This window comes from Streptomyces sp. NRRL F-5755 (assembly GCF_001279365.1).
In the GTDB taxonomy this organism is placed as follows: Bacteria; Actinomycetota; Actinomycetes; order Streptomycetales; family Streptomycetaceae; genus Streptomyces; species Streptomyces rimosus.
The window spans coordinates 1-5,572 of the sequence record NZ_LGCW01000099.1 but is presented as its reverse complement, the minus strand read 5'-3'; the positions used below and the strand labels follow the sequence as shown (position 1 = coordinate 5,572).

Annotated in this window: 6 protein-coding genes; all 6 read left to right on the top strand. The window is 66.6% G+C overall.

Annotated elements, in window-relative coordinates; genetic code table 11:
• Positions 1–559: 559 nt before the first annotated feature.
• Positions 560–865 (top strand): hypothetical protein, encoded by a 306-nt coding sequence (locus ADK86_RS43105; RefSeq protein WP_159393839.1) that lies wholly within the window; start codon positions 560–562, stop codon positions 863–865.
• Between the two features lie 82 nt (positions 866–947).
• Positions 948–1,385, top strand: a complete 438-nt coding sequence (locus ADK86_RS12470; protein ID WP_053696647.1) for a hypothetical protein — start codon at positions 948–950, stop codon at positions 1,383–1,385.
• Positions 1,382–1,771: a hypothetical protein gene (locus tag ADK86_RS12465; RefSeq protein ID WP_053696646.1), complete on the top strand. Its 390-nt coding sequence runs from the start codon at positions 1,382–1,384 to the stop codon at positions 1,769–1,771. The genes ADK86_RS12470 and ADK86_RS12465 overlap by 4 nt, the downstream gene beginning before the upstream one ends.
• A gap of 374 nt (positions 1,772–2,145) precedes the next feature.
• Entirely contained in the window at positions 2,146–2,334 is a 189-nt protein-coding gene (locus ADK86_RS43100; RefSeq protein ID WP_159393838.1) for a hypothetical protein, read from the top strand.
• A gap of 1,135 nt (positions 2,335–3,469) precedes the next feature.
• Positions 3,470–4,192: a DUF4232 domain-containing protein gene (locus tag ADK86_RS45180; protein ID WP_053696644.1), complete on the top strand. Its 723-nt coding sequence runs from the start codon at positions 3,470–3,472 to the stop codon at positions 4,190–4,192.
• Positions 4,193–4,646: 454 nt separating this feature from the next.
• Positions 4,647–5,534: a DUF72 domain-containing protein gene (locus ADK86_RS12450; protein ID WP_053696643.1), complete on the top strand. Its 888-nt coding sequence runs from the start codon at positions 4,647–4,649 to the stop codon at positions 5,532–5,534.
• The last annotated feature ends 38 nt before the right edge of the window (positions 5,535–5,572 follow it).

Below are 5,572 nucleotides of genomic sequence, written 5' to 3'. Positions count from 1 at the left end.
GGCCTAGGGCGCACGCTTGGAAAGCGTGTTGGGGGCAACCCCTCACGAGTTCGAATCTCGTATCCTCCGCCAGTGCCTCACCGGGCACTACGTCGAAGGCCCCTACCGTCCGCGGTGGGGGCCTTCGACGTGCTTGGTCTCAGTGGCAGTGATCGGATCGGCGCGGACCTGAACCGGCGGCGTGCACCACCAGCGCCTTTGACGCATCCCCGTGCTGGGCGCCGCACCGAATTTCCTCCCGCCGCCTCCCCGGCAGCCGTAGCGGTCGAGTAGGCCCGCTCCGCACGTGGTGCGGCCTCATTGCACACACCGGTCGCCTACCTCTGCAGGCCACAAGTGCCCTTCATGCGGAGGCTGGCCACCACCGCCCGGGCGGCCACCAAAAACACGGATCGTACTGCTGGGTAGCAGCTTCAGGCGGCATGTCTCTCGAACGGGGAGGGCCGCCTGGCCGGACCTCCGACGTGGCGGCTAGGAAAACAAGGCAGGCCCCACTTGCTGGCAGTCAACGGTTCCCGGCGAGGCCGTCCACCCGTGCTCCCCAAGGAGGAGAACGATCATGATCGCTGTAATCCCCGAGGCATCAACGGCCACGCCGCCCTCAGACGGACGGCGCATCTCCACCGCTCCCGCAGCTCTCGCCTCCGAACCCACCCCAGTCTCCTGGCAGCAACTCCGCGCCATGAACGGTTCATACTGCGGCGTCACGACCCTGTTGGTCGAGGCCGGCATCGGCTTACACAAGCTCCTAACGCGCGATGACGGCTCGGACCTCAAGCTCGCTTACCTGCTTCTCCAGGAGTTCGTGAACCACCCCGTGGACGAACGAGCATCAGATGAGGCCGAGAACGAGGCGATCGCATGACCACCACAGGCCGTCACCCCGGCTCTCACCGGCATCTAACCACGAGCCACCAACCGCGGCACGCAGAAAGGATGGTGGACCAGTGACCACCGATATCGACCTTGACTCACTGCCTCCGGACACCCTCGTCGCCGAGAACGGTCAGATCACCCCGATCGGGGAGCTGATCATCATGAAGACGGCCATGGAACTGGCCGGCGCCTGCCGACAGGCTGACGACCCGCAGGCCGCGCTCCAGGTGGTCCTGGAACTCATCCCCAAGCACATGGCGGAGATCGTCAGCCGGGGCACCAGCGTCGCCCCCAGCCCGCTGCGCACCGCCCTCACCGGCCTTGTCGGGAGCGAGTGTCTGGAGCGACGCCCCGGCCGCGACCCACTGACCGGCGATCGGATGGATGGCCAGCCTGACACCGACGAGACCTGGTCCGACCGCCTGCCGTGCACCCAACAGCATGGCCACAGCGGCACCCATCGGGACGCCTTTGGGCGGAACTGGCAACGAGCGGAGAATTCGGCATGACGCTCCTCACCCGTGAGCGACTCTTCGCCGCGTCGCTCCACATGCGCCAGGAGGATGCCCAGCAGGCGAAGGCCGTCATGCTGCGCCGTGACGGGGACCGCTTCATCGGCGTCTACGATCCCAAGCGGGCCTCTCTCGACACGGCAGCCGTACTCACCCGCGCCCTCCTTTCCTCCGAGCGCATCACGATCTCCGAGGTAATCCTCGAAGGCCACGACCCGGACCTGACGGCCTTGTACCGTGCTGCCTCGAAGTTCCTCCTGGACGTAGAGATCGTCAGTGGGCCTCGCACCACGGAACCCGCGGTGAGGGTGCTCAGCGAGGACCCGACGCAGGCGACGTACTTCATCCCCGAGGGCTGGGACAATGCCTCACTCCGGCAGTAGCGCCAGAACCCAGGAGGCGCGACCCTACCCGGTCACCGGGATGGCGGCTGCCATTGCGAAGTGCGTGGGCTCCAGTCATTGACGCCGAAGGCGCGAGACGGGACGTACGGTGTTGTTCGTCGATCCCTCTGACAGAGTGCGTTCCCTTCCATAGGCTTGATGCATCGGAGGCGACAGGGGGGTGCATGTCGGATTTGGGGTTTGTGGCCGAGAGCGTTACCACGGCACTTACTGGACTACTGGTCAGCGACGCCTACACGTCCGTACGGCCGCGGCTAAGCGCGATCTTGGGTCGCTCGCGAAGCAACGAAAGGGTCCAAATCGAAGATCTTGATCGTCTTCGTGGGTCGGACCCCGCCACCTTGCGTAGCGCCGTGTACGAGTACATCCAGCGACTTGCAGCCTCCGATGAACACCTTCTGCGGCAGCTCCGGGATGCCCTAGGAGCGCCGGAGCCCAGGATCCAACTGGACGTCCACGACAACCAGTTCCGTGGCCCGACACAGGTGGGCGGCATTCAGATCGTCAACATGCACGAGGTGGAGCATGAGCCAGAACTCTGATGCCTCGGAGGTTCATCACAACGTCATTACCGGGCCCACCGTGATCGGCGGGACTCAGAACCTGGTCGGTATCACCCCCGTGCAAACGGCTCCCCGGCCGTCTGTCCCCTCGCAAGTGTGGATGGCGATCACGCTGGCCTGGGCGTTCTGTCCGACGGCGGCATGGTGGACTCAGTCCGTTCCAGCTGGAGGGCTCTTCTCAAAGCTCGCGGACCTAGTCCATGCCACCACGCCGTACATCTGGCTGGCGGGTGGTGCCGCTGTTTTCTTCGATGTAGCGGGCCACTTTCTGTATCGACACTGGTCTGTGGCGCAGCGAGCGATCACTCACCCCGTCACGTGGAAGCTGCGGCTGCTTGCAGCTGCCATTGGGGGCGTCGCCCTGCCCTTGGTCATATTTATAAGCGGTCGGTAGCTCGCGGAGAGGCGAAGGAGCGTCGTCCTCGCGGAGCAAAACTTGCTGCTCAGCGGGCCCACTATGCATGAGCCATGCGTGAGCGGACGGCCCTGGAAGAGGCGTCCCCAGATGGATCACGGAGCATAACCGTCTCTCCCCAACCGGTGGGAAACGGGCGACGAAGCAGCAGTCATCACACCCCGTCATGGTCTGTTCAAGCCTTTTAATCCAACGGTTACGGATGCACGACGCAACCGGCCAGCAAGCGACACATCGGCGCTACCGTCCCGGAGGGCGCCGATGGCTCTTCGGTACGGCTCCGTAAGCGCGCCGGCAAAGCGACGCTGACCAGCAACAACCAACCGATTCCTGGTCTCAGTCCTGGTCTCATTCACCCCCATTCAGCACCGTCCAGCGCCTGCTCCACACCTCGCTTCGCCGCAGGTCAGAACATTCCTGCTCCCTGCCGAACCCCCAGACGAACATTTGGAAAGCGTGTTGGGGGCAACCCTCACGAGTTCGAATCTCGTATCCTCCGCACCCGCCCGTCAGGGCAGACGAGGGCCCCGACCGGATCACCGGTCGGGGCCCTCGTCGTTCTCCGTCCCGGTCCGCTGTCCTGCTCGTGCCGGTGTTGGCTGGGCGTTAGTGGGGTGGCAGCCGGGCGGTAGCGGTCCTGAGCAAAGTCGATGTCGTACGGAAACGGACCCGACACCGACTCTCTCCGGGGGACGCCACATGAGCGCCAGCACCTCCGCCCGACGCCGCATCGTCCGCACTGCCACCGCGGCTCTGACCGCAGCCGCCGCGCTGTCCCTGACCGCCTGCTCCGGTTCGGACACCGCCGCTGCCTCCAAGCCCGCGGCCCAGGCGGGCACGGGCGGTGCCGCCGAGGCCGGTGGCAACGACCCCGCCGCCGGCGCGCAGGGCACCGATGCGCAGCCGGGCACCGGCGACGGCGCCACGTCCCACACCACCGGCGGCTCCGGCAGCAGCGCTGCCAAGGGCACGGAGAAGAGTGCGGGGAAGGGTGCGGGCAAGAGCGCGGTGAAGGGGAAGTTCTGCCGCACGGTCGAGCTGACCATGGAGGCCGTGGACAGATCCCCCGACCAGAAGACCGGCGACGTCACCGTTCAGATGACCAACAAGGGTGGGCGGACCTGCTCGGTGACCGGTTTCGCCGGCGTCGACCTCAAGGACGCCGACGGCACCTCCGCGCCCGTCCACCGTGGCGGTGAGCAGCCCCGCATCACCAACCTGAAGCCCGGCGACACCGCCACGTTCAGCATCTCCTACAAGGTCGACACCAGTGGCGGCAACCTCGCCACCCCGACCCACCTCATCGTCACCCCGCCGAACGAGACTCACAGCGTCTCCCTGAAGTGGCCCGCCAACGCCCTCAAGCTCGACGGCCCCTACGACGAGAAGATCCAGGTCCACCCGGTCGGCATCGCCAATTGACCATCACGAAGTCCGCGGCGCGGCCTCTGCCGGAAAGCACTCCGGTCGGGGCCTTCGTCGTTCTCCGGCCCGGGCGGGGCTGTGAGTAGCCGCGGTGCCGGGAATTTCCCATGACCACTGGATGAGGTGGTTTTCCGTTCCGGCCGTAGAAACCTCTCCTGCCAGTGGGCAGGAACCCGTAGATGCCGGAAGGCGCGGTAACGGAAGGCGGAGGGGGGTGACGGTAAATGCGTAAGGTCGCGGTCCGGGGCCGGGGGCTGGTTCGGGAAAGCCGGTGGATCGGCTGATGGGTCGCGGCGTTTTGTGCGTCAGGCTCCAAGTGAGCGCGCACTGGCGGGCGTCATCTCGCTCACGCCTGGCGCCCGCCTTCCGCCCCGCCATGGGCTGCGTACGGCGAGCGCGCCGCAGCGAGCCTCGTCCGGTGCCGTCCCCTTCTCTGGGTACCCGCACCACCATGGGTGAAATCTTGGTCGGGACCTGTTCGTGGACGGATCGGGCGCTGGTGGGGAGCGGGTGGTATCCCGTTGGACGGCGGGATGCCGAGGGGCGGTTGCGGCATTACACGGAGCAGTTTCCGGTGGTGGAGGTCGATTCCACGTATTACGGGCTGCCCAGTGAGCGCAACAGCCGGCTGTGGGCCGAGCGGACGCCGGACGGGTTCCGGTTTGATGTGAAGGCGTTTTCCTTGCTGACCGGACATCCGACACGGCCAGCGGCGTTGCCGGATGATTTGCGGTCCGCGTTCGTACGGCGGAGGGGCGGCGAAGCCGGGGCGGACAGCGGGCTGTTGGACGAGGTCTGGTGGCGGTTCAGTGCGGCGGTGGAGCCGTTGCGGGCGGCGGGGCGGCTCGGGGCCTTGTTGTTCCAGTTTCCGCCGTGGTTCGCGCCGGGCGTGCGGGCCGAGGAGTTCCTTACGCGGTGCAGGGAGCGTACGGAGGGGTGGCCGGTCGCCGTGGAATTCCGGCATCCGGAGTGGTGGAGGGGCGAGGGTCGGCAGGCCGATACGGCGGCCCTCTTGCGCGAGTTGGGGGTGGCTGCCGTGGCCGTGGACATGGCGCAGACGTTGCCGGCTTCCCTACCTCCGGTCGCTCCCGTTACGGATGACCGGCTGGCGGTGCTGCGGCTGCATGGGCGTAATGCGGCTTGGGGTGCCGGGAGTAAGGAGGAGCGATTCCGGCACCGGTATGAGGAGAAAGAGTTGATGGAATGGGTGCCGCGGGTGCGGGAGATGGCGGAACGGGCCGATGTGGTGCATGTGCTGTTCAACAACTGCTGTGGTGACGCGGCCGTACGGGCGGCGGAATCGATGCAGCGATTGCTCGGTCAGACGTACCGGGCGTAGGGGGTAGGGGCGGAGTGAGGGGCGGGGCCCGGAGGGGG